24 protein-coding genes and 2 pseudogenes are annotated in these 19,031 nt (G+C 59.7%); 8 read left to right on the top strand and 18 right to left on the bottom strand.

Annotation, left to right across the window (positions count from 1 at the left end; translation table 11 throughout):
* Window positions 1–270 precede the first annotated feature (270 nt).
* The 13 genes from recO to folK all read right to left on the bottom strand — a co-directional run bounded on the left by recO (window position 271) and on the right by folK (window position 10,102).
* On the bottom strand, window positions 271–1,002 hold the full coding sequence (gene recO, locus QZ196_RS14905; protein ID WP_296427823.1) for a DNA repair protein RecO: 732 nt from the start codon (window positions 1,000–1,002) through the stop codon (window positions 271–273).
* A 276-nt stretch (window positions 1,003–1,278) separates the two neighbouring features.
* Window positions 1,279–1,605 (bottom strand): DUF1491 family protein, encoded by a 327-nt coding sequence (locus QZ196_RS14900; protein WP_296427821.1) that lies wholly within the window; start codon window positions 1,603–1,605, stop codon window positions 1,279–1,281.
* Window positions 1,602–2,519 carry a GTPase Era gene (era, locus tag QZ196_RS14895; protein WP_296427820.1) on the bottom strand — a complete coding sequence of 306 codons (918 nt, stop codon included), beginning with the start codon at window positions 2,517–2,519 and terminating at the stop codon, window positions 1,602–1,604. The genes QZ196_RS14900 and era overlap by 4 nt, the downstream gene beginning before the upstream one ends.
* Entirely contained in the window at window positions 2,516–3,196 is a 681-nt protein-coding gene (gene rnc / locus QZ196_RS14890; protein ID WP_296427818.1) for a ribonuclease III, read from the bottom strand. Before rnc ends, era begins: the two co-directional genes overlap by 4 nt.
* Window positions 3,193–4,029 (bottom strand): signal peptidase I, encoded by an 837-nt coding sequence (gene lepB, locus QZ196_RS14885; RefSeq protein WP_296427816.1) that lies wholly within the window; start codon window positions 4,027–4,029, stop codon window positions 3,193–3,195. The genes rnc and lepB overlap by 4 nt, the downstream gene beginning before the upstream one ends.
* Before the next feature lie 52 nt (window positions 4,030–4,081).
* Complete coding sequence (acpS, locus tag QZ196_RS14880; protein ID WP_296427813.1) at window positions 4,082–4,483, bottom strand: holo-ACP synthase; 402 nt, start codon at window positions 4,481–4,483, stop codon at window positions 4,082–4,084.
* Window positions 4,484–4,568: 85 nt separating this feature from the next.
* The gene (locus tag QZ196_RS14875) at window positions 4,569–4,889 is read right to left on the bottom strand and encodes a Dabb family protein (protein ID WP_296427812.1); all 321 of its coding nucleotides are present in this window, start codon (window positions 4,887–4,889) and stop codon (window positions 4,569–4,571) included.
* Window positions 4,886–5,365: a nucleoside deaminase gene (locus QZ196_RS14870; protein ID WP_296427810.1), complete on the bottom strand. Its 480-nt coding sequence runs from the start codon at window positions 5,363–5,365 to the stop codon at window positions 4,886–4,888. Before QZ196_RS14870 ends, QZ196_RS14875 begins: the two co-directional genes overlap by 4 nt.
* Window positions 5,362–6,108 (bottom strand): pyridoxine 5'-phosphate synthase, encoded by a 747-nt coding sequence (locus tag QZ196_RS14865; RefSeq protein ID WP_296427807.1) that lies wholly within the window; start codon window positions 6,106–6,108, stop codon window positions 5,362–5,364. The genes QZ196_RS14870 and QZ196_RS14865 overlap by 4 nt, the downstream gene beginning before the upstream one ends.
* 24 nt (window positions 6,109–6,132) lie before the next feature.
* A complete protein-coding gene (locus tag QZ196_RS14860; RefSeq protein ID WP_296427805.1) occupies window positions 6,133–6,789 on the bottom strand; it encodes a DUF2062 domain-containing protein in 657 nt (218 codons plus the stop codon).
* Window positions 6,790–6,813: 24 nt separating this feature from the next.
* A complete protein-coding gene (locus tag QZ196_RS14855) occupies window positions 6,814–8,946 on the bottom strand; it encodes a bifunctional (p)ppGpp synthetase/guanosine-3',5'-bis(diphosphate) 3'-pyrophosphohydrolase (protein WP_296427803.1) in 2,133 nt (710 codons plus the stop codon).
* Window positions 8,947–8,988: 42 nt separating this feature from the next.
* Window positions 8,989–9,342: a DNA-directed RNA polymerase subunit omega gene (rpoZ, locus tag QZ196_RS14850; RefSeq protein WP_296427802.1), complete on the bottom strand. Its 354-nt coding sequence runs from the start codon at window positions 9,340–9,342 to the stop codon at window positions 8,989–8,991.
* 169 nt (window positions 9,343–9,511) lie between these two features.
* On the bottom strand, window positions 9,512–10,102 hold the full coding sequence (gene folK, locus QZ196_RS14845; protein WP_296427799.1) for a 2-amino-4-hydroxy-6-hydroxymethyldihydropteridine diphosphokinase: 591 nt from the start codon (window positions 10,100–10,102) through the stop codon (window positions 9,512–9,514).
* Between the two features lie 93 nt (window positions 10,103–10,195).
* Here folK and QZ196_RS14840 point away from each other — a divergent pair, with 93 nt between their 5' ends.
* The 5 genes from QZ196_RS14840 to QZ196_RS14820 all read left to right on the top strand — a co-directional run bounded on the left by QZ196_RS14840 (window position 10,196) and on the right by QZ196_RS14820 (window position 13,544).
* The gene (locus QZ196_RS14840) at window positions 10,196–10,768 is read left to right on the top strand and encodes an NYN domain-containing protein (RefSeq protein WP_296427794.1); all 573 of its coding nucleotides are present in this window, start codon (window positions 10,196–10,198) and stop codon (window positions 10,766–10,768) included.
* A 163-nt stretch (window positions 10,769–10,931) separates the two neighbouring features.
* Window positions 10,932–11,882 carry a 4-hydroxy-3-methylbut-2-enyl diphosphate reductase gene (gene ispH, locus QZ196_RS14835; RefSeq protein WP_296427792.1) on the top strand — a complete coding sequence of 317 codons (951 nt, stop codon included), beginning with the start codon at window positions 10,932–10,934 and terminating at the stop codon, window positions 11,880–11,882.
* A gap of 13 nt (window positions 11,883–11,895) precedes the next feature.
* The gene (locus QZ196_RS14830) at window positions 11,896–12,345 is read left to right on the top strand and encodes a DUF3429 domain-containing protein (protein WP_296427789.1); all 450 of its coding nucleotides are present in this window, start codon (window positions 11,896–11,898) and stop codon (window positions 12,343–12,345) included.
* A gap of 126 nt (window positions 12,346–12,471) precedes the next feature.
* Window positions 12,472–12,924, top strand: coding sequence for a ribonuclease HI (gene rnhA / locus QZ196_RS14825; RefSeq protein WP_296427787.1), 453 nt, complete (start codon window positions 12,472–12,474; stop codon window positions 12,922–12,924).
* Complete coding sequence (locus QZ196_RS14820; protein WP_296427785.1) at window positions 12,921–13,544, top strand: trimeric intracellular cation channel family protein; 624 nt, start codon at window positions 12,921–12,923, stop codon at window positions 13,542–13,544. The genes rnhA and QZ196_RS14820 overlap by 4 nt, the downstream gene beginning before the upstream one ends.
* A 1-nt stretch (window position 13,545) precedes the next feature.
* On the opposite strand, the gene QZ196_RS14815 is transcribed toward QZ196_RS14820, so the two are convergent.
* Together QZ196_RS14815 and QZ196_RS14810 are read right to left on the bottom strand one after the other, a co-directional pair.
* The gene (locus tag QZ196_RS14815) at window positions 13,546–14,538 is read right to left on the bottom strand and encodes an NAD(P)H-quinone oxidoreductase (protein WP_296427784.1); all 993 of its coding nucleotides are present in this window, start codon (window positions 14,536–14,538) and stop codon (window positions 13,546–13,548) included.
* Window positions 14,520–15,218, bottom strand: coding sequence for a COQ9 family protein (locus QZ196_RS14810; RefSeq protein WP_296427782.1), 699 nt, complete (start codon window positions 15,216–15,218; stop codon window positions 14,520–14,522). Before QZ196_RS14810 ends, QZ196_RS14815 begins: the two co-directional genes overlap by 19 nt.
* Before the next feature lie 109 nt (window positions 15,219–15,327).
* Here QZ196_RS14810 and rpsU point away from each other — a divergent pair, with 109 nt between their 5' ends.
* Window positions 15,328–15,534, top strand: a complete 207-nt coding sequence (rpsU, locus tag QZ196_RS14805; RefSeq protein WP_100367708.1) for a 30S ribosomal protein S21 — start codon at window positions 15,328–15,330, stop codon at window positions 15,532–15,534.
* Between the two features lie 186 nt (window positions 15,535–15,720).
* Here rpsU and QZ196_RS14800 read toward each other — a convergent pair whose 3' ends face one another.
* Window positions 15,721–16,173 carry an ester cyclase gene (locus QZ196_RS14800; RefSeq protein WP_296427773.1) on the bottom strand — a complete coding sequence of 151 codons (453 nt, stop codon included), beginning with the start codon at window positions 16,171–16,173 and terminating at the stop codon, window positions 15,721–15,723.
* A 192-nt stretch (window positions 16,174–16,365) separates the two neighbouring features.
* A pseudogene (locus QZ196_RS14795) lies at window positions 16,366–16,632 on the bottom strand (DNA translocase FtsK); the annotation flags it as partial.
* A gap of 6 nt (window positions 16,633–16,638) precedes the next feature.
* Here QZ196_RS14795 and QZ196_RS14790 point away from each other — a divergent pair.
* Window positions 16,639–17,181 (top strand): annotated as a pseudogene (locus QZ196_RS14790) (transposase); the annotation flags it as partial.
* 408 nt (window positions 17,182–17,589) lie between these two features.
* Here QZ196_RS14790 and QZ196_RS14785 read toward each other — a convergent pair.
* The gene (locus QZ196_RS14785) at window positions 17,590–17,739 is read right to left on the bottom strand and encodes a hypothetical protein (protein ID WP_296427770.1); all 150 of its coding nucleotides are present in this window, start codon (window positions 17,737–17,739) and stop codon (window positions 17,590–17,592) included.
* Between the two features lie 81 nt (window positions 17,740–17,820).
* Between QZ196_RS14785 and QZ196_RS14780 the strand changes: the two genes are divergently transcribed.
* On the top strand, window positions 17,821–18,966 hold the full coding sequence (locus QZ196_RS14780; protein ID WP_296427766.1) for a Hint domain-containing protein: 1,146 nt from the start codon (window positions 17,821–17,823) through the stop codon (window positions 18,964–18,966).
* The last annotated feature ends 65 nt before the right edge of the window (window positions 18,967–19,031 follow it).

Below are 19,031 nucleotides of genomic sequence, written 5' to 3'. Positions count from 1 at the left end.
GGATGGCGGATGGCGGATGGCGGATGGCGGATGGCGGATGGCGGATGGCGGATGGGACACGGTGATGGACGGGATCGCAAGATCGTGACCCGCATTTTGTGGCGCGTCTGCTGGGCCTTTTTGGTCGGGCGATCCGGTCGATTGTTCCGGCATTGGGGGGGCACGAGAAGATCGACAATAGCCGCGCCCGTGCCACGTTGGACGCTGGCTGCGTCAGGCGCGAAGGGGTATCGTCGCTGCCGCAGACCATCTGATCGGCGACATGACCGTCTAGCCGCCCTGCCGCGCGATCGCCTCTAGCAACCGGACCCGTGCGGCGGGCATGGGACGGTCCCCCATCCCTTTGATCAGGCGGTGTTCGATGAAGAAACCCGTGGTCCCCAGCGCCCGCAGGATTTCAGCGTTGGATGCATCCCCCTGCCCGGCCAACACCGGCGGCAGCGGCAGCATCCGATCCGCCCATTCACCGGCCGCCTGACGGCTGACCGCGCGGCCCGATTTGGGCGAGACATAGATCAACTCTTCGTTGGTGCCACGCACAGCACAGGCGGACAGGTCCATACCGAACCCCATTTCGTCAAGCAGAGCCTGTTCCCACCGCAGATAGGCCAACGGCCAGATGTCGGACTGTCCCAGCAGGTCCAGCAGCGCGATGGTGCGGTCGTACAGCGGCGGGTGCGTTTCGCGTTCAGGCAGAACCATCACAAGCAATGCACAGACCGCATTCAGCCCCGCCAGCGCCATGCGGTCACCCATCGCGACAGCTGCGCGACTGCGGATAGGTTCGACCGTGAACGCGCCCATGTGGCTGTCCAGCCGCGCCTTCCAGGTGACTGACAATTGCGCGCCCGGTTGCAGGATCGGGGCCACCTTGCGGCTGGTGCCACCCCGCACAACGCCCGCGTGGCGACCATGGGTGGCGCTGAACACCTCGATGATGACAGAGGTCTCCCCGAAGGGACGCGTGGCCAGCAAGGCCGCGTCGTCGCGCCATTCGATCATGAGAGGATGCTGTCCGTCATACCCGCCATATCAGACAGGTTGCACCGCCGTGGCAAGGGGCAGTGTGGATGCGCCGCGCTAGACATCGGAACGGTAGCAAGGATATCGAGGCAAGATGAACATAGTGATCACCTTGCCTCATTGAAAGTGGTACCCACGTACCCACGGTCATCGGCTCTCCAGCGTGTACCGCAAGGCACAACATCCAACATTGCTGTTAACGAAAAGTAAATTCTTAGCTGACTACGAAGAATTTACCCGCCCCGCACATGTAATTTATTCCAAGCCCGGCTGATCCAACAGATGCCGGCCCTCGCGGTCTTCCACTTCGATTACCCAAAGATCAGGGTCAAAGCCGCGTTGCTTGGCGATGGAGGCATCGATGTCACGCTCTTCTCCTGCGACCAAGACCATCCATTTCCGATCACCGGTCATCACATCAAAGCTGCGCTGATAGCAGGTTGCGCGCCCGTCCAGCGTATTGAGCTTGACCAGAACAGCCCCCGCCGTGCTGTCGCCACGCTGGACGACAAAGGCCGGGATTTCACAAAGGCGCAGCCGCGTCAGATAGGCCGACACCCATATGTCGGCCGTCAGTCTCACAGATTACCGTCTTTGAAGTCGAGACCCATTTCGGAATACCGCTCTGACTCCTCAAGCCAGTTGGGACGCACCTTGACCTGCAAAAACAGGTGGACCCGGCGACCAAGGAATTCTTCCAATTCAACCCGCGCGGCCTTGCCGACGGATTTGATGGTTTCGCCGGCTTTGCCCAGAACAATGCCCTTGTGCCCATCGCGGGCGACATAGACGATCTGATCAATTCGGGCCGTCCCGTCGGGGCGTTCTTCCCAGTTTTCGGTTTCCACTGTCAGCTCGTACGGCAGTTCCTGATGCAGGCGCAGTGTCAGCTTTTCGCGGGTCATTTCAGCGGCAATCATGCGCATCGGCAGGTCTGCGATCTGATCTTCGGGATACAGGAACGGCCCTTCGGGGATCTGTTCCACCAGCCAGGCGCGCAGGGTGTCGCAACCATGCCCCTTTTCAGCCGAGATCATGAAGGTTTCAGCGAAAGGAAACGCCTCGTTCATTTCTTGGGTCAGGGCCAGCAAGGCGGGCGATTTGACCTTGTCGATCTTGTTGATCGCCAGCGCGACCTTTGTCTTGCCGGTCCGGTCCGCAAGGTTGGCCAGGATTGATTTGACGCCTTCGGACATGCCACGGTGTGCCTCGATCATCAAGACAACCACATCGGCGTCCGCCGCACCGCCCCAGGCCGCAGCAACCATGGCGCGGTCCAGACGGCGGCGGGGCTTGAACAGACCCGGTGTGTCAATAAAGATCAGCTGCGCGTTGCCGTCCATCGCGACGCCCCGGATGCGGGCGCGTGTCGTCTGCACCTTGTGGGTAACGATGGACACTTTCGCGCCGACCATACGGTTCAGCAACGTGGATTTACCCGCGTTCGGTTCACCAATCAGTGCGACAAAGCCAGCTTTGGTTGGGGCATCAGTCATGTGTCGACTTTCTCTAAAAGAGCGGCAGCAGCGGCTTGCTCTGCCTGACGTTTGGACCCGGCGGTCGCCTTTTCGGATGGTCCAGAGGCAAGGCGTACCTCTATTGTAAAGACAGGTTGATGGTCAGGTCCAGTGCGGGCCACTTCGATATAAAGCGGGGGTACTTCGCCCCGCGCCTGCGCCCATTCCTGCAACGCGGTCTTGGCGTCGCGGGCGTCTTCGGCAACATCGTGGATTCGGGCGCCCCAGTTGTTCAGGATAACCTGCCGCGCCGCATCAAAACCGCCATCCTGATAGACCGCCGCGATCACGGCCTCCATTGCGTCGGCAAGCAGCGCCTCTTTGCGGCGCCCCCCTGATTTCATCTCGGAGCGGCCCAGCTTCAGCACCGCACCCAGATCAAGCTGACGCGCGACATCTGCGCAGGCTTCGCGCCGGACAAGCGCGTTGTAGCGTGGTGCAAGCAGCCCCTCGGGGGCACCTGGGTCAGCGTGAAGCAGAGCCTCGGCCATCACCAGACCCAGCACCCGGTCGCCCAGGAATTCCAGCCGCTGATTGTCGTCCCGATGCGGGCTGACCATGGACGAATGCGTGACCGCGCGCACCAATATTTCCGGCTTGGCAAAGCGATAGCCAAGCCGGATGGAAAATGCTGAAAGGTCTGCCGACAGTTTCACTCGATCGCCTTAAAGAAACGGTCGCTGCGCCATGTCCAAAACGCCAACATCGACCGTCCGGCAGACGAGAATATGACCCGATCCGCGCGACCGACGATATCCTTGCGATCCACAAAGCCGACCCCGCCGCGTTCCTGCGCAAAGCGGCTATCGGTCGAATTGTCGCGATTATCGCCCATGAAGAAAAACTGCCCTTCGGGCACGGTGAAAACGCCGGTGTTGTCGGCACCGCGCGGCCCGATGTCCAGAATGTCGTGGCTAACCCCATTGGGCAGTGTTTCGGTCTGCCGGGGCTTTTCACAAACTGCGCCACGTCCAACCGCGCCATTGGCGCATTGCGGCTGTTGCCCCAGCGGCCCCTGCGGTTCCATCGTTTCGACGAAGATACCGGCGTCTTCGACCTTGACCGGCACATCGTTGATGTAGAGCAGGCTGTCTTTCATCTGAATACGATCACCGGGAAGGCCGATCAGCCGCTTGATAAAGTCGCGGCCCGTGACCGGATGGCGAAAGACAACGACATCGCCACGCTCTGGTTCAGAGCCAAAAAGCCTTTCATTGCTGCCCTTGAACACGCCGCACAGATCATCAGCGCCCACATCAATGCCCAACTGGGGCACCCGGACCGACGGGCACGATGCGTAGGAATAGCCGTAGGCCATCTTGTTCACGAACAGAAAATCCCCGATAAGCAATGTGTCTTTCATAGAGCCGGACGGGATCCAGAACGGCTGGAAAAATATCGTGCGGAACGCGCCTGCGATCAGCAAAGCCCAGAACACGGTCTTGAACGTTTCGGCCACGCCGCCAATAAAGCCTGATTTTTCGGCCATTGCCTGATCCTTTAGATGGTTTGGGGCTACATGATAGCGTGGGCAGGTGCTGTCAAGCGATGGGACGGGCTTCGATCACGACAAAGGCCTGTGCCCATGGGTGATCGTCGGTCAATGTGACATGGATAATCGCCTCGTGGCCCGGTGGGGTCATCGCGTCAAGGCGGTCTTTGGCCCAGCCGGTCACGGCCATCACGGGTTGGCCGCTGCGCAGGTTGGAGACCGACATGTCCTTCCATGAAATGCCCATGGCAAGGCCCGTGCCAAGCGCCTTTGAACACGCCTCTTTTGCGGCCCAGCGTTTGGCATAGGTCCCGGCCACGTCTTTGCGCCGTTCGGCTTTGGCCTGTTCAATTTCGGTAAAAACCCGGTTGCGGAAACGGTCGCCAAAGCGGGCAAGCGTGCCTGCGATCCGTTCAATATTGGCAAGATCGGTGCCGACGCCCAAAATCATGATATCCTCCTGAAAAGGCAAGCAATACTGCGTACAGACTGCGTACAGGCAACGTACGTACAAATCATCGGGCGCGGCGGCACCATCATTGGGGCACCCCGATTTCAATATCCACCACCTGAATGCCGTCTGCCCCGCCGCAGCAAAGCGCCACCAACTGCGCGCCCAGCGCCTGATGGCGGGAATCAGCGGCATAGGCGGCAACGGCGGCAGCATCGGCAAAGGTGCAGATAAAGCCGTAGGGAAACTGCGACGACTTGCCTTCGAAATCGCGGTTGGGTCCGTGTTCAAAATCCGTAAACCCCGGCATTGCGTCCCGCAGGTCGGACAGCCCGTGCATGACTTCAGCCAATTTGGCCGCGTCGTGGCGCGGCGGCACGGCGAGCATCACGATATGCCGGATCATGCCGCACCCGGCGCGTAGATGGCGCGCACCCGGTCTTCGTCCAGCCCGCCGTGCCAGTCAAACGCGCCATCGCAAGCGGCGTGAAAATCGCGGATGTTCAGCTTGGGAAACCGAAAGAACGCGGGGTCTGTATTTTCCTGCTGGGCGGCAAAGATGACACGGTCGATCTGCGCCCAGCGCATCGTAGACAGGCACATTTCGCAAGGTTGGCAGGACGCGATCAGCGTGGCACCAGACAGGTCGCGGTCCCCGGTGCGTGCTGTGGCCTTCGCGATGGCCACGACTTCGGCGTGGCGGCTGACATCGCCAGTCTCGCCAACCTCGTTGCGCGCCTCGGCGATGATGGCGCCGTCTTTGATGATCGCTGCCGTGAAAACGATATCGCGCCCTTTTTCGGCCAAGGCCCGTGCGTGATCGGTCACCGATCGCATTGCGCGGCGTTCCAGAGCGGTCGGGATCAGCGCGCCCCGGGTCACGCGCGCGCTGCGTCCATCAGGCGCCGCATTTCGGCAATGGCGGGACCAAGCCCGCGAAAGATCGCCTCGCCGATCAAAAAGTGGCCGATGTTCAGTTCCATGACCTGCGGCAGCACGGCAATCGGCGTGACGCAATCATAGGTCAGGCCATGGCCCGCGTGGACTTCCAAACCAAGGTCATGGGCGAATTCGGCCATCTCGGTCAGTTTCCCAAGCTCTTTGTCACGCGCATCAAGCCGCCCTTCGGCGTCTGCATCGCAATAGGCGCCGGTGTGCAGTTCAATGACCTGCGCGCCGATCCGGTGGGCGGCTTCGATCTGGCGCTGGTCGGCGGCAATAAAGATCGACACCCGGCAGCCGGCGTCGCGCAGGGGCGCGATATAATGGGCCAAGGCATTTTCTTCGCGCGCCACTTCCAGCCCGCCTTCGGTGGTGCGTTCCTCGCGTTTTTCGGGCACGATGCAGACCGCATGGGGTTTGTGCCGCAGGGCAATCGCCTGCATTTCCGGCGTCGCGGCCATTTCAAAGTTCAGCGGCACGGTCAGCGCGTCCACCAGACGTTCGATATCGACATCGGTGATATGGCGCCGGTCTTCGCGCAGATGTGCGGTGATGCCGTCGGCACCTGCGGCCTGCGCCATCAGGGCAGCCCGCACCGGATCAGGCGCGGCACCGCCGCGTGCGTTGCGCACGGTGGCGACGTGATCAATATTGATGCCAAGACGCAGTTTATTGGGTGTCATCGGAAATCCCCTTTGGAGTTAAAACTAGTGTGACAGACCCGTGTCGTCATTGGCGGGAGCCGGCTTTTTCTTGAGCTGGTCAAGCTTGGTGCGCAGCACCTTGCGTCGGCGTTTCTGATAGACGCTGATCACCGGCACCGACAGATAATATGCGAATATACCGGCAATGATGCCCGGAATGATGCCACCGATCAGATAGGGCAAGAACACCTCGTCGTAGAATACGGCAAGACGGTGCCAATCGGTTGTTTCTGTGGTAAAGATCGCCTTGAGATTATGCCAAAGGTCGCGCCCGGCGCCGCCGAATTTGGCCCCGAGCGACACATGCAAAGCGGTCGCGGGCCGGGTGCCCAACAGAAAATGCCCAGTGGCCAGCGAAGTGGCCGCAATCGGCACATAGGTCAGCGGGTTGCCAAAGAACGTCGCCAGCAGTGATGCCAGAATATTGCCGCGCAGCAGCCGTGCGGTGCCCGCGGCGACAAGGAAATGCAAACCGTAGAATGGCGTGAACGTCGTGAAAACGCCCGCCGCAATCCCGCGCGATATTTTTTCGGGGGTATCGGGCAGCCGCCTGACGCGGTGTTTGACGTATTCAAACGCACGGGCCCAGCCACCGCGAGGATAGACAAAGTCGACCACGATCTGCCAGATCGGTCGTCTATCCCTGCGTTTGAATACCAAAACCTGTCTTCCTTCCCATGCGGATCAACCGCGGCCTGCCAATGCCAATGCCGGGTCCCGGTGCCGCGCGATTGCCGACACGTTGCTTTCTGCCTCAAGCACAGTTTTGACCCGGTGCAAATGTTCTGCGTCGCGCAAATCCACATCGACCAGCAGCCTGAAGTAATCTGGTTTCCGGTCGATGAACCGCAGGTCGGAGATATTGGCGTTCTGTTCGCCGATCAACGTGCAAATACGCCCCAACACACCCGCGCCATTGGTAATGGTCAGATCAAAGGTGACGGTGTTGACGGCGCCGTGCGTGCCTTCGTGCCAGCGCAGGTCCATCCAGCGTTCGGGTTGGTCTTCGTAGTCGGCGAGGGCCTGACAATCAATCGCGTGGACCATCACGCCCTGACCGCGCGACGTGATCCCGACGATCCGTTCGCCCGGCACCGGCTGACAGCATGCACCGCGATGCTGGACCCGATCGGGCCCCAGACCGACGACCGCGCGGTTTTGGTCAACCTCATCGCCGTGTTTGTTTTGCAGTTCAGGATAGATCGCGCGGACCACTTCGCGGCCTGTGACTTCGGCGCTGCCAAGGCGGGCCAAAAGCTCTTCTGCGTCTTCGATCGCCAGCGCCTTGGCGGCTGTGCGCAGGGCCTTTTCGGTGGCGCGTTTGCCGACGTTTTCAAAGGCCACGCGGGCCAGTTCGCGGCCCAGCCGGACAAATCGTTCACGGTCTTCTTCGCGCAGGCTGCGACGGATCGCGGTCTTGGCACGGCCAGTGACCGCGATGTCGATCCATGTCACCTGCGGCGTTTGACCTTCGGCGGTGATCACCTCGATGGACTGACCGTTCTTGAGACGGGTCCAAAGCGGCACCCGCAGCCCATCGACCTTGGCACCGACGCAGGCCGCGCCGATGCGCGTGTGAATGGCATAGGCAAAGTCAATCGGCGTCGCCCCGCGCGGCAGTTTGATCACATCGCCCTTGGGCGTGAAGCAAAACACCTGATCTTGGTACATCTCAAGCTTGACCGCCTCGAGAAATTCTTCGTGGTCCTGATCGTCGTCAAGCCGGTCTGTCAGGGCCGCAATCCAATGCACCGGATCAACCGCAAACCGGTTCTCGACCCGTTCACCATTGCGATAGGACCAATGCGCGGCAACCCCGGTTTCGGCAACCTCGTGCATTTCACGGGTCCTGATCTGGACTTCGACCCGTTTACCGTCACGGCCCGACACGGTGGTGTGGATCGACCGGTAGCCGTTCGTCTTTGGCTGGCTGATGTAGTCCTTGAACCGCCCCGGCACTGCCCGCCAGCGCTGGTGAATGGCGCCCAGCACGCGGTAGCAGTCCGCCTCGGTCGCGACGACGATGCGGAAACCGTAAATGTCGGACAGGCGGCTAAACCCCTGATCCTTTTCCTGCATCTTGCGCCAGATCGAATAGGGTTTCTTGGCGCGCCCCATCACGTCGGCCTGAATGCTGGCTTTTTCCAGTTCCACCCGCATATCGGCGGTGATCTTTTGCACCACATCGCCCGCTTCGCGCTGCAACGTAATGAACCGGCGAATGATCGAATTGCGGCCTTCGGGGTTAAGCACCCGGAAAGACAGATCCTCGAGTTCTTCGCGCATCCACTGCATACCCATGCGACCGGCCAGCGGGGCGAAGATTTCCATCGTCTCGCGGGCTTTCTGGGCCTGCTTGTCGGGGCGCATCGACTTGATCGTGCGCATATTATGCAGACGGTCCGCCAGCTTGACCAATGTCACCCGCAAATCGCGTGACGTGGCCATAAAGAGTTTGCGAAAGTTTTCGGCCTGTTTGGTCTGGGTCGAATTCAACTGCAGGTTCGTCAGCTTGGTGACACCATCCACCAGCTCTGCAATCTCGCGGCCAAAGCGTTTTTCAACGACGGCATAAGACGCTTTGGTATCTTCGATCGTGTCGTGCAGCAGCGCGGTAATCAGCGTGGCGTCATCCATCTGCTGTTCGGCAAGGATGTGCGCGACCGCAACGGGGTGGCTGAAATATGGGTCGCCGGAATGCCGGAACTGCCCCTCGTGCATTTCTGCACCAAAGACATAGGCATCGCGCAAAAGCGCCTCGTTCAAGCGGGGATTGTAGGTCCGGACCAGAGCGATCAAATCATCAGCGGTCGTCATCTGGTCCCGTGCCTATCCATAGCAGGCCGGCACAGCCGGGCCTTAGCGTTGTCCTTGCGCTTCCATCAGCGCGCGCAGCAGTTTCTCTTCGGACATGTCATCATCCGCCGGTTTGTCGGCTTCGGATCCCATCAGAAGCGACATACTGTCTTCTTCCGGCTCGTCCACTTCGATTTGGGTCTGGTTCGCTTCGATCATCCGCTCGCGCAGATCATCGGCGCGCTGGGTTTCTTCGGCAATCTCGCGCAGGGACACGACAGGGTTCTTGTCGTTGTCACGGCTGACGGTGATTGGCGCACCCGCTGCAATTTCACGCGCCCGATGGGCGGCAAGCATCACAAGCTCAAACCGGTTGGGAACTTTATCGACGCAATCTTCTACGGTGACGCGAGCCATGGGCGTACTCCAGCAATCAAAGGGCACTTCGGAAGAGGCCTATCTAGAGCCTTGATTACCTATTGACAAGAGGCGACGCCAGAGGATTGCGATGTGAAAACCGTGTTTTAGCGGGTATTTGCCGCAGCCGCACGAAATTCGCCATCGCCCAGCCGCAAACCTGTGCGAATCATCCCAACGCCACGACCGTCGCGCGTTCGTCGGCAGGCCGGGCCGCAAGCATCTGCGCCACGGTCTTGCCCAACAGCGGATGCCGCCAGTCGGCGGCGATATCGGCCAGCGGGACCAACACAAAGCTGCGGTCCTGCATGCGGGGGTGCGGCAAGATCAATGCAGCGGGCGCGTCGCGCTGTTGCAGGTCCGGCGCCAAGCGGCGCCACCGGGTCTGGGTCGCCGGATCAGGCAGGACCCGATCATCCATCGCGATCAGATCAAGATCAAGGGTCCGCTGGCCCCAGCGTCGTGTGCGCACCCGACCGGCGTCGGCCTCGATCCGGTGCAACCGGGCCAGAACGGCATCGGGCGAAAGCCCCGTGCGGATCGCCATCGCGGCGTTCACAAAATCGGGACCGGCGCCTGCAGGATAGGCAGGGGTGCGGTAAAGACGGCTGGAAAGGGCCGGAGTGTCCGACAGACCGGCCACCAGTAACATAGCCTTTTGGACAGCTTCCCCAGCGTCACAAAAATCACGAAACCCGTTGCTACCAAGGGCAATGAGCGTCAAATGGCCGAATTCGTGCATAATAGTGACTTGCCTCACATTCTAAAAACAATAGATGTTACCGTTAGGTGCATTGTTTAGACCACTCACGGACAACCAGCGGCAAGAACGATATTATCGGAAGGACATTTTATGTTTTATCGGGACGAGCGATTAGCGCTCTTTATTGATGGATCAAATCTTTATGCGGCGGCTAAGTCGCTTGGATTTGACATTGATTACAAACTGCTTCGGCAGGAATTCATGCGGCGCGGCAAGATGGTGCGGGCATTCTACTACACAGCGCTGCTTGAAAACGACGAGTATTCCCCCATCCGCCCGCTGGTGGACTGGCTGAATTACAACGGTTTCACGATGGTCACAAAACCGGCCAAGGAATACACCGACAGCATGGGCCGGCGTAAGGTCAAGGGGAATATGGATATCGAGCTTGCCGTCGATGCCATGGAGCTTGCCCCCTATGTCGATCACGTCGTGCTGTTTTCCGGCGACGGCGATTTCCGGCCACTGGTCGAGGCACTGCAACGCAAGGGCGTGCGTGTGTCGGTGGTATCGACCATTCGCAGCCAGCCACCGATGATTGCAGACGAACTGCGTCGCCAAGCCGACAATTTCATCGAACTTGATGAATTGCGCGATGTGGTTGGGCGTCCGGCACGTGAACCACGCGCCGACATGCCCGACGAAATCGCGGAAGACAGCTGATTTGAGCGCGTCAGGCTGTCGCTGCCTGACGCCGACGATGCCGCTGCGGGCGGTGAGCGAAAACATGTCGTGTGCGCATCGCGCGCCCGTTTCGGTCAGGCCATCTGGTGCTGGACCTTGGCCCGGCAACCGCTTACCTCTGGGGTAACTGCCGGAGGAACTTATGAGCAAACAGCCGCTTACGCTTTACCTGGCCGCCCCGCGTGGTTTCTGTGCCGGGGTCGACCGCGCGATCAAGATCGTCGAGATGGCGCTGCACAAATGGGGTGCGCCCGTCTATGTCCGCCACGAAATCGTCCATAACAAATTCGTGGTCGACAGCCTGCGGGATCAGGGCGCCATTTTCGTCGAGGAACTCGACGATTGCCCCCCCGATCGCCCGGTAATCTTTTCCGCCCATGGTGTGCCAAAATCCGTCCCCGCCGCCGCGCAGGCGCGCGAGATGATCTATGTCGATGCCACCTGCCCGCTGGTCAGCAAGGTCCATATCGAGGCCCAGCGCCACGCCGATAACGGGCTGCAAATGATCATGATCGGCCACGAAGGGCACCCGGAAACCATCGGCACCATGGGGCAGTTGCCCGCAGGCGAAGTTTTGCTGGTGGAAACCGTCGCAGACGTGGCGACCGTGGCCGTGCGCGACGCGGCAAAGCTGGCTTTTGTCACTCAGACGACCCTGTCCGTGGATGATACCGCAGATATTGTTGCCGCCCTGCACGCGCGGTTCCCCGCCATCGTCGGCCCCCACAAGGAAGACATCTGCTACGCGACCACCAACCGCCAGGAAGCGGTCAAGGCGATGGCGCCCAAATGCGACGCGATGCTGGTCGTGGGCGCGCCCAATTCATCAAATTCCAGACGGCTGGTCGAGGTCGGCGCGCGGGCGGGCTGTGCCTATGCGCAACTGGTACAACGGGCCACGGATATCGACTGGCGCGCGTTGGATGGGATTGCGACGATGGGGATCACGGCCGGCGCTTCGGCCCCTGAGGTGCTGATCAACGAAGTCATCGACGCGTTCCGCGACCGCTATGACGTGACCGTCGAGATGGTCGTCACCGCCGAAGAAAACGTCGAATTCAAAGTGCCGCGCGTCCTGCGCGAAACGGTCTAGGCCAGGCTGGGCGATGCACACCATTCCCCGTTCCGCGCTGATCCTCGGTCTTGCCGGTCTTATCCCGTTTGTGTGGGGGGCGCTGACCGTCCTGCGCCCCGATCTGGGGCAATGGGGCCAAATGGCGCTTGGCGGTCGGTTTGTCGGGCCTTATGTCCAGCTTTTCTATGGCGCAATCATCTTGTCGTTCATGTCCGGCGTGCTTTGGGGGTTTGCCACCAAAGCACGCGGGCGCACGGCAACCGCCGGTTATGTGCTTGCGGTCATTCCCGCGCGTTGGGCGTTTTTCATGACAGGTGGCGGGCCGACTACAGCTGCGATGAACCTGATTGTCGGCTTTGTCGCCCTGCTGCTGCTGGACTGGCATTTCTGGCGGCTTGACCTTGCGCCTGTGTGGTGGATGCACCTGCGCGGCTTGCTGACCGCCATCGTTGTGGTGTCGCTGCTGCCGCTTGTGGTCTGACGGTCACATGCTGCTTTCACCGACCGCGCACCCATTTTGTGGTTGTCTTTGATCCCGAAGACACCGAAATGGAGCCTGCTGAAACCCGGCGCCTTTTTGCGGCGCTGCATGCCGACAAGGATGCCGATGCCTGATCTTTATGCCTACACAGACGGTGCCTGTTCGGGCAATCCCGGCCCCGGCGGCTGGGGTGCGTTGCTGGTTGCGCGCAACGGTGACACCGTTGTCAAAGAACGCGCCCTGAAGGGCGGCGCTGCGGACACGACCAACAACCGGATGGAGCTTTTGGCGGCGATTTCGGCGCTGGAAGCGCTTGAGCGGAACGCCAAAGTGACGATCATCACCGATAGTTCCTATGTCAAAGACGGGATCACAAGCTGGATTCACGGCTGGAAGAAACGCGGCTGGAAAACCGCGGCGAAAAAGCCGGTCAAGAACGAGGACCTGTGGCGCAGGCTGGATGAGGCCGTCGGGCGTCATGATGTCACGTGGGAGTGGGTCAAGGGCCACGCAGGCCACCCTGAAAATGAACGCGCCGATGAACTGGCCCGTGCCGGAATGGCGCCGTTCAAGCCATGACCCTTTTGACATTTCTTGACCATGCGTCGGTTTTTGTCTTTGCCCTGACCGGGGCGCTGGTGGCAAGCCGGGCGCAGCTGGATATTGTCGGGTTTGTCTTTATCGCCAGCCTGACGGCGGTGGGCGGCGGCACCATTCGTGACGTGATCCTGAACCGGGACACAGTATTTTGGGTCGCCAACCCCACCTATATCGGCGTGGCTGCTGCTGCGGCACTTGGGGTGTTTTTTACCGCGCACCTGCTGGAAAGCCGGTATCGCGCGATCCTGTGGCTGGACGCCTGCGCCTTGGCCGTCGCGGTGCCTGCGGGGGTCGCGGTGGCGCTGACCATGGGCCAACCGCGCGCCATCGTCGTGATCATGGGGATTACCACCGGGTGTTTTGGGGGGCTGATGCGTGATGTGGTGTGCAACGAAGTTCCGCTTGTCCTGAAACAAGGCGAGCTTTACGTGACCTGTGCGCTGGCTGGGGCCGGGGCCGCGTTGGTGGCACTGGCGTTTGGGCTGGCCACGCCGCTGGCGCTGTTGATCTGTGCCGCCGCGACCTTTGCCCTGCGGGCGGGCAGTCTGGCGTTTGGCTGGCGGTTGGGTGTCTACAAAGCCTACCCGCCGCGCCAGTAACCTAGCCGACCCGCAGCACGATTTTCCCGATATGGGCGCTGGTTTCCATGCGGGCATGGGCGGCGGCGGCATCGGCCAGCGCAAATTCCTGATCCATGACCGGAGCGATTTTGCCAGCGTTGATCAGAGGCCAGACGTGGTGGCGCAGCTGGTCGGCGATACGCGCCTTGGCCAGATCGGATTGCGGGCGCAGCGTGGACCCTGTCATCGTCAGCCGCCGGGTCATGATCTGGATCAGGTTCAGTTCGACCTTGGGTCCTTGCAGGAACGCGATCTGCACGAGGCGTCCATCATCGGCCAAAGCGTTCAGGTTGCGCTGGATGTAGGACCCGCCGACCATATCAAGGATCAGATCCGCACCGCGTGCGGCCTTCATCACGTCCACAAAATCCGCGTCGCGGTAGTTGATCGTGGCTTCGGCACCCAAGGCGGCACAGGCCGCACATTTGTCGTCGGACCCGGCGGTGGCAAACACCCGTGCGCCAAACGCGCGTGCCAGTTGGATCGCCGTTGTCCCGATCCCCGAACTGCCGCCATGCACCAGAAAACGCTCGCCGGCTTGCAGATGCCCGCGCATAAAGACGTTGGACCAGACGGTAAAGAACGTCTCGGGCAGGCAGGCCGCCTGTTTGAGCGTCAGGCCGTGGGGCACCGGCAGGCAATGTGCCGCTGCTGTGGCGACATATTGGGCATAGCCCCCGCCGGGCAGCAGCGCGCAGACCTGATCGCCGACCCTGGGCGTGGTCACGCCTGCACCAACGGCGACGACTTCGCCCGAGGCCTCGAGGCCGGGCAGATCGCTGGCGCCGGCGGGTGGGCTGTAAAGCCCGGCCCGTTGCAGCGCGTCGGGGCGGTTTACGCCTGCATAGGCGACTTTGATGACCACCTGATCGTGGGCGGGTTCGGGCGTCGGGCGCTGTGTGACGACCAGCACATCTGGTCCGCCGGGGCGGGTGATTTCAACGGCTTGCATCATCATTGTGGGTCTTTCCATATACCGGGCAGGTCGATTGGCGACATTTGCGCTGGCGCCTTGATCCCCGACAGCAAACGGCCCAACGGGCCGGTCAGCGGCTTGAACAGGGGATTGTCTTTGACCTGTGCCTTTACCTTTTCGAATTGCATCACGTCGTCGATACGGCGGTCGATAAAGGCGTCTGTCGCCTGCGCATCCAGACTGTCATCGCCAAGCCAGTACAGCACCACAGCGGCATAGACGCCCGACAGGGTCATCCGCTTGGTGTACCAGTTCACATCGCGCGATGTATCGCCCAGTGCGGTCCAGATCGCATCGACGGTGCCCCAGATCAGTTTCGCACCATCGGCCGCCATGTGGGGCAGCGCAAAAAGGGCCGTGGCGCGGCGCACCGCCTCTTTGTCATCGACGGCGTGGACGCGCAGACGGACGGCATACGCGACCTTGTCACGAAAGCGCATATCGCGCAGGTCGGCAACGCCAAGCGCCGCAACCATGGCCCGGTCGCCACGTTGGTGATAGGCGACAGCCAGATCAACGGCACCGCGCGGGCACAGGGTCTTGGCATGGGCGGGATCAATCCCCACCTCGGCCACGGCGGCCTGAAAAGCCTGCGGCGCCCAGCCATCAAACGCGACGTGGGGCAGGATGGCATCCAGCAGTTTATCCTTGGCGGGATCAATCGGGGTGTTCATCATTGGCGTGTCTCCTGATGTCGTACAACACTAGACAAACTAGCGCACCTTTGCTATGTGCCCACTTCCTGCAATTTTTGCAAATCCAACTTAGAGAGGTGGTGAAAACCACATGCAGGTTAGTGTTCGTGATAACAACGTCGACCAGGCGTTGCGTGCTCTGAAGAAAAAGCTCCAGCGTGAGGGCGTTTTTCGTGAAATGAAGCTCAAGCAACATTTCGAAAAACCCTCCGTCCGCAAGGCGCGCGAGAAAGCAGAAGCTATCCGCCGTCAGCGCAAGCTGGCTCGGAAGAAGCTCCAGCGCGAAGGTATGCTGTAAAGCATCCCTGACTGTTGAAACGATTAACCCCCGGTTGCGCAAGCAGCGGGGGTTTTTTGTTGGGTGGACTGAAAATAGGGTCGTGGACTATCGCCGGTGCGCCCGATTTCTGGAATAATGTTCACGGGTCAGCTATGCGGGACAAGGCGACCCTCCTGCGAATCCGTCGTGACACGTAAAAAAGCATCAAACTTCATTTTTTTGCTGATCGCCCAAGTCAACAAGTCCCAACTGCCGTGCAATTGTGGCGCTGTCGTAATAGTCACGCCCCTCGACGACCATCCCATTCTTGACGCGCACCACAGAGCAGTAACGAACTTCGGCTCGTTTGCCTGTTGCCGGGAAGTCCCCAAGACTTGATCGAAGTGTCCCTGTGTGTGTGCCAGTGTTGCGAAACTCCACCGTAGCCCATTCGCCGCATTGGCTGACCATGACGTTCTCGACCTTACAAAGCCCATCCGGGAACGCTTCGCGCCAGCGAAAATAGTCCTCCTTGTAAGCTTCCTTCCCGGTAAGCTTTTCACCGCGTGCAATATCTTCGAAATCGCAATCGTCTGAAATTACTTTCGTGCCTCGGTCCGGGTCGCGCATGTCCCAAGATTCATGGAATTGACGTACGGTCTTTTCGGTAGGATGCATGGTTACTGTCCTCTGGCGTTTGATCAAAGATGTCGTTTAGACAAATCTTTAGAACGCAAACATTAAAGATTCTGCAGGTGAAATCTAGCGTCCATAGATGTGATAATTTATGCTGACCACTTTGGGCTCGTATCCGCCATCGGACCGATGCGACCACGGGTGCTGGGCAGGTGTCCAGCGCCCATCCGCCCCCTAATGATGCTGTTCAGGCACCAGAATTTCACGTTTTCCGACGTGGTTGGCGCTGCTGACGACGCCTTCGTCTTCCATCTGTTCGACCAGACGCGCGGCTTTGTTATAGCCGATAGCCAGTTTGCGCTGGATATAGCTGGTCGAGCATTTCCGATCCTTGATCACAATCGCCACGGCGGTGTCATAAAGCGCATTTTCGATGTCAGAGGATCCGTCGCTGAGGCCCAGCACAAGGTCGATGCTGTTATCAGAGCCTTCGGCGGGGCCTTGGCCGGACTGGCCGACCCAGGAGCCTTCGCCTCCCATCTCGCGCCACTGCGCAAAGCTGACTGGGTTGTGTATGCCAAGCCCTCCTTCGGCGGACCGGAGGCGGTGCTGGCCTATCTGAGCCGATACACACACCGCGTCGCGATCTCGAACCACCGCCTCGTGATTGCTGATGCCAACACCGTAGCTTTCCGCTGGAAAGACTACCGCATCAAGCGCGGTGATCGCATGAAGACCATGCGTCTGCCCACGGACGAGTTCATCCGCCGTTTCCTGATCCATGTCCTGCCGTCGGGCTTCCACCGCATCCGCCACACGGGCTTCCTCGCAAATGGCATCCGGCGTGACAGGATCGCAACGATCAGGTGCTTGCTCGATGCAGAGCCGGAACCTCGCCAGACCTCGGTCGAGGGGCAAAGTGATAACCCCACCGATCTTGATGCCCATCAGCCTTGCCCAAAGTGCGGCGGCGCCATGATCGTCATTGAGGTCTTCACACGGGGCCAAACACCCAGATCCCGCGCCCCGCCATGGGAGAACGCCGCATGATAGGACGCAAAACACCGGCGCTTTCTTGTGCAGACACCGGACCAGTCAGTGCGGCCACCTCACCAGATCCCGCGCAGCCTCAGGCCAGTAGCGTTAGGATGGCGCGCTGGTCGGCCATGTCCTGTCGGGAAAACCGACTTATCTCCGCTGCCTGTCATCACATTGTGCTTCGCTCTGCTCCTCAGACGATGCAGCCGTAACGCTCAATCCCCATAGCGCCGGGATCAGCCCACGCTTTCCTCCTTGTCAGGTTTGTCGCCGCTGCAGATCACGCTGACAGCAGCCACAAACCTTAGACAAAGTGAGCTTTCGCTGCAATCGCCCCGAAGGGCGGCTTCATTTGAATTGCCTTTGAGAATAGCCCTAGGCTTCTCCCACGATCTCTTCCAACATGGACGCCGGTGTTGGTCAGTGCGGTTGGAGGGCCTCTTCAATCGCACCTTGTTCATTGCGCAGCAGAATATCGAGCATTGTTCTAGGGTGCTGCATGCGGCTGTTATCTTTCAGGCGCATCGTCTGATTGCTCCAGACTCCTCGGTTCTGGGCGATGATACTCATGCTGTGGAGCTTTGACATACAAGGCTGATATCGTTTACCCAGCACTACGGCGTTTCGCCATAATTTGGAGTATTAAGACAAATGGCATTCATTGACGTTATCGATAACTATGCGCAAGGGCAGACGGGCACCTTGACGGATGCTGACGGTCAGACCGTAAACTACACCGTGACCGACGGTGCAACGACGATCAACCGCGCAAACCACGGCGATTTCTCAGCACGTATCGGTGGACAGGGCCAAGACACCGTCGAGGTCACATTTGATGAGCCGGTTGTCGGCGCGTCAATTACGTTTCAGGGTAGCGACAACAACGAGTTCTACAATGTGTTGGTAGACGGCGTTGTCGTCAACCTTGCGGATTTGGTAGCGAGCGGTGATGCAACGTTTGCGAATGTTGGCACGGTTTCAACACATACTCTCAATTCTGACGGCACGATTTCCGGCGGGGTGAATAATGACGGCAGCATTGGTCAGATCATTTTCAACATACCCGTGATATCGATCGGTGCTGTCGGCGCTGGTAGCCCAAACAATGGTAACTTCGATGGTATCGAAATCGGGATCGATGACGGGGTGTTTAACGTTGTTTGTTTTACAAGCGGCACGATGATCACCACCCCCGAAGGCATCCGTGCGGTTGAAACGCTGCGGGTCGGCGATATTGTGCAAACATTGGACGGCGCTGGCAAACCCATTCGCTGGATCGGGTCGCGCTATTTTGGCCGCGCGGTCTTGGAGCGTCAAGAAAACTTACGCCCCATCCGCATCTCGGCCGGCGCATTGGGATATGGCCTACCCAAGCAGGATCTACTGGTGTCGCGCCAACATCGCATCCTTGTATCGTCGAAAGTCGCCACACGTATGTTTGGTGTCAATGATGTGTTGATCGCTGCGATCAAGTTGACCGAAATGCCCGGTATTTTTGTGGATCAGGCTGCCACCGATGTGCGGTATTTCCACATTCTGTTTGATGAGCATGAGGTTGTGTTTGCCGAAGGCACGCCGACAGAAAGTCTGCATACGGGCGTTGAGGGTCTGAAAACGATGACCCTTGCATCCCGCAAAAAGATTTTTGCAGTATTTCCGGAACTGGAACAGTCCGATGCCAGACGGGGTACCGCGTGTTTGGTCCCATCAGGCAAGATGCAAAAGCAGCTTGTTGAACGGCATGCCAAAAATCGAAAGCCTCTTTTAGAATTGTTCGACGCGTTTTCGGATGCCTGACCGGAACGTGTCAACGACTTTGAGACAGTGGCCTTTGGAATTTAGGCTTGGGTTTCTTCGGTTGG

Origin of the sequence: Yoonia sp., from assembly GCF_017854565.1 — a bacterium.
Taxonomy (GTDB): Bacteria; Pseudomonadota; Alphaproteobacteria; order Rhodobacterales; family Rhodobacteraceae; genus Yoonia.
Note: the sequence above shows the minus strand (reverse complement) of the source record. Positions and strands in the feature narration are given on the sequence as shown.

Excerpts from the sequence above, each read along its gene's own strand:
- QZ196_RS14785 (WP_296427770.1), bottom strand. The coding sequence starts at position 17,739 with ATGAGTATCATCGCCCAGAACCGAGGAGTCTGGAGCAATCAGACGATG.
- era (WP_296427820.1), bottom strand. The coding sequence starts at position 2,519 with ATGACTGATGCCCCAACCAAAGCTGGCTTTGTCGCACTGATTGGTGAA.
- QZ196_RS14820 (WP_296427785.1), top strand. The coding sequence starts at position 12,921 with ATGACCCTTTTGACATTTCTTGACCATGCGTCGGTTTTTGTCTTTGCC.
- lepB (WP_296427816.1), bottom strand. The coding sequence starts at position 4,029 with ATGGCCGAAAAATCAGGCTTTATTGGCGGCGTGGCCGAAACGTTCAAG.
- ispH (WP_296427792.1), top strand. The coding sequence starts at position 10,932 with ATGAGCAAACAGCCGCTTACGCTTTACCTGGCCGCCCCGCGTGGTTTC.
- recO (WP_296427823.1), bottom strand. The coding sequence starts at position 1,002 with ATGATCGAATGGCGCGACGACGCGGCCTTGCTGGCCACGCGTCCCTTC.
- rpoZ (WP_296427802.1), bottom strand. The coding sequence starts at position 9,342 with ATGGCTCGCGTCACCGTAGAAGATTGCGTCGATAAAGTTCCCAACCGG.
- QZ196_RS14875 (WP_296427812.1), bottom strand. The coding sequence starts at position 4,889 with ATGATCCGGCATATCGTGATGCTCGCCGTGCCGCCGCGCCACGACGCG.
- acpS (WP_296427813.1), bottom strand. The coding sequence starts at position 4,483 with ATGATTTTGGGCGTCGGCACCGATCTTGCCAATATTGAACGGATCGCA.
- QZ196_RS14830 (WP_296427789.1), top strand. The coding sequence starts at position 11,896 with ATGCACACCATTCCCCGTTCCGCGCTGATCCTCGGTCTTGCCGGTCTT.
- QZ196_RS14815 (WP_296427784.1), bottom strand. The coding sequence starts at position 14,538 with ATGGAAAGACCCACAATGATGATGCAAGCCGTTGAAATCACCCGCCCC.
- QZ196_RS14810 (WP_296427782.1), bottom strand. The coding sequence starts at position 15,218 with ATGATGAACACCCCGATTGATCCCGCCAAGGATAAACTGCTGGATGCC.
- rnhA (WP_296427787.1), top strand. The coding sequence starts at position 12,472 with ATGCCTGATCTTTATGCCTACACAGACGGTGCCTGTTCGGGCAATCCC.
- QZ196_RS14780 (WP_296427766.1), top strand. The coding sequence starts at position 17,821 with ATGGCATTCATTGACGTTATCGATAACTATGCGCAAGGGCAGACGGGC.
- QZ196_RS14840 (WP_296427794.1), top strand. The coding sequence starts at position 10,196 with ATGTTTTATCGGGACGAGCGATTAGCGCTCTTTATTGATGGATCAAAT.
- QZ196_RS14800 (WP_296427773.1), bottom strand. The coding sequence starts at position 16,173 with ATGCATCCTACCGAAAAGACCGTACGTCAATTCCATGAATCTTGGGAC.
- QZ196_RS14855 (WP_296427803.1), bottom strand. The coding sequence starts at position 8,946 with ATGACGACCGCTGATGATTTGATCGCTCTGGTCCGGACCTACAATCCC.
- rpsU (WP_100367708.1), top strand. The coding sequence starts at position 15,328 with ATGCAGGTTAGTGTTCGTGATAACAACGTCGACCAGGCGTTGCGTGCT.
- QZ196_RS14865 (WP_296427807.1), bottom strand. The coding sequence starts at position 6,108 with ATGACACCCAATAAACTGCGTCTTGGCATCAATATTGATCACGTCGCC.